This is a genomic window from Mixta sp. (assembly GCF_024610815.1).
Lineage (GTDB): Bacteria > Pseudomonadota > Gammaproteobacteria > Enterobacterales > Enterobacteriaceae > Mixta > Mixta calida.
On sequence record NZ_JANION010000079.1, the window covers coordinates 1 to 2,646 of the forward strand.

The window sequence follows — 2,646 nt, forward strand, 5'->3', positions numbered from 1 at the left end:
CTTATACTCTTTAACAAGTTAACTGGCCAGTTGCAAACGCGAGCGTAAACGCTTAATCGCCTGGCTGTGTAATTGGCTGACGCGAGTTTCCGTTATCCCCAATATTTGACCGACTTCTTTCATGTTCAATTCTTGTTGATAATAGAGATTCAGTAATGTTTGCTCTCTTTCAGGCAGCGCTTTTATCTCATCGCTGATTTGACTCACCAGTCTTATCTTGGTGGCTTCATTAAGCGGATTGAGTTTTTCATGCTGCGCATCGGGCTGTTCAAACCGATCCGCCATCTCTTCCATTAATTCATCAAGGGAACAGATCTGGCTGACATTAGTGTCGGTCAACATCTGCTGGTACTCTTCCAGCGTAACGTTCATTTCCGCCGCGACGTCGGCCTCTTTTGCCGGTTGGCCAGTTCTCTGTTCAATACGCCGGATAACCGCCGCGATCTCTCGGGCATTGCTGCGAATGCGGCGCGGCACCCAGTCGCGTTCGCGAAGCTCATCAATCAGAGCCCAGCGAATACGCTGCGTAATATAGGTGCTGAAGACAATGCCCTTTTTCGGGTCATAATGATCGATGGCATTGAGAAGGGCGATAGCGCCAGCCTGCACCAAATCGTCAAGCTCTACGCTGCCGGGAAGTCTTACCTGAAGCCGTAAAGCTTCGTGCCGGACCAGATAAGCATATTTTTTCCATAGCGCATTTTTATCAACCATACCCTCAGGGGTATATAATCCATTCACAATGACATTATCCATCCTGTCATGAGTAATACTTTAATTATCTTTCATTGCCTCAACTAAACATAGCCCGATAAAGCCTTACGAATTTACTTAATTCAATTCATTACCATTACGGCAAAGGCTTCATCAGGCATATTAACTCTTTAGGAGTAAAGGAAAGCGTAAAATTAAAAACTTTCCCACGCTTCTTCTGATTTAAAATGATCCAGCTCAGTTTCTTTGCGATTTTTTTCCTTTAAATCGGGCACCGTTGTCAGGTGTTTATTTTCCAGCCAGGCATCGCCTTCCTCATCTTCCAGAATAATATGCGCTACCCTATTCCTTAACTGCTCCGCATGGGTTTCCATATTTTCCGCCACCGTCGCCGCCTGCTCAACCATTGCGGCATTCTGCTGGGTGACTAAATCCAGCTCATTGACCGCCTGAGCAATCTGGTTAATTCCGGTGCTTTGTTCATCCGACGCGGAGGCGATTTCGGACATAATATCCGTCACCTGCATAATAGACTGGATAATTTGCCGCATCGCCGTGCCCGCCTGATCGACGCCCTGCGAACCGTTATGCATATCCGTTACGCAGGTATCAATGAGCGTGTGGATCTCTTTTGCCGCGTCGGCGCTGCGTTTCGCCAGATTACGCACCTCACCCGCCACCACGGCGAAGCCGCGTCCCTGTTCGCCTGCGCGCGCCGCTTCGACAGCGGCGTTCAGCGCCAGGATGTTGGTCTGGTTGGCGATGCTGTTGATCACGTTGTTGATATCCGCAATCTGACGCGAGCTGTCGATAATCTTGCGCATAATTTCATCAAGGCTCGCCATGACCTCGCCGCCGTTACGGGCGTAGCCGCTGGCGCTCTCCGCCAGCTGACGGGCCGAATGGGCGTTATCCGCATTCTGGCGCACCGTAATTTTCAGTTCTTCCATGCTGGCGGCGGTCTGCTGCAATGCAGAAGCCTGCTGTTCGGTACGTGAGGAGAGGTCGCTATTGCCGTTGACGATCTCCTGTGCCGAGGCGCTGATAGCACCGACGCCGGTGCGGATGCCGTAAACGGTTTGGGTAATCCACTGACGCAGTTTCTCCAGCTCGGCGAACATCTTGCCAATTTCATTATCCGCCCCGATCTCAATAACCCTGTCCAGCTTGCCTGACGCCATGACCTGAAATGTTTTCACCGTGCTGTCCAGACGCTGGAACAGTTCGCGCCTTAACCATAGACGTATCGCAATAACCATTATCAGCGATATGACGCCTGCGGCGATGGCCAGCGTGGTGAAACGGTAATGGTGCGCGTGCGCTTCATCTTCCATATCGTTCACCAGGGCGCCGAACCGCTCGCCGTAACGCGTCAGATCGGCGTCGAAGGCGTCACGGGCAGTGGCGATCTGGTTCATATCGGCCAGCAGCAGATCCGGGTTGCCGATATGATCGAGACGCGCGCGGATAAGACCCAGCAGCGTATCGGCATGTTGCTTCAACGTTTGCAGATGCGACTCTTTATCGTCGTTTCCGGGCGTCTCGATCTTCCTCAGCCCTTCTTCCGCCCTGGCGACAGCGCGTTGCGCGTGAGCGATTGCCTCCTGATCCAGCGTCTGTCCCTGCCCGCTCAGAAACGTCAGCAGGTAAATCTGCTCCAGCGATCCGTTAATATCATGGACCGCCGTATTGAGTTGATTGAACTTTTCACTGGTTAAGGCGAGATGGTCGAAACGCTGATTAGACTGTAAGGCATTGTAATAGCCAAAACAGATCATAGTGATTAATAAAAAACCCAACGTAAAAAAAGTAGCATTAATGCCTGTGGCAATTTTTATATTTTTAAGCATAGATTATCCTTAATCTTTTGCCTTAATTTATCTTTTATTATCAATAGATTACAACTTTTGTTCGATCGTTATCGCTCACTCT

2 protein-coding genes are annotated in these 2,646 nt (G+C 50.2%); both read right to left on the minus strand.

Annotated elements, in window-relative coordinates; translation table 11 throughout:
• Positions 1–18: 18 nt before the first annotated feature.
• Entirely contained in the window at positions 19–741 is a 723-nt protein-coding gene (locus MYY08_RS05040; protein WP_190296833.1) for an RNA polymerase sigma factor FliA, read from the minus strand.
• A gap of 167 nt (positions 742–908) precedes the next feature.
• Complete coding sequence (locus MYY08_RS05045; RefSeq protein WP_288013613.1) at positions 909–2,564, minus strand: methyl-accepting chemotaxis protein; 1,656 nt, start codon at positions 2,562–2,564, stop codon at positions 909–911.
• Positions 2,565–2,646 lie beyond the last annotated feature (82 nt).

Bases quoted from the DNA above. Each gene is read 5' to 3' on its own strand.
- MYY08_RS05045 (WP_288013613.1), bottom strand. From the start codon at position 2,564: ATGCTTAAAAATATAAAAATTGCCACAGGCATTAATGCTACTTTTTTT.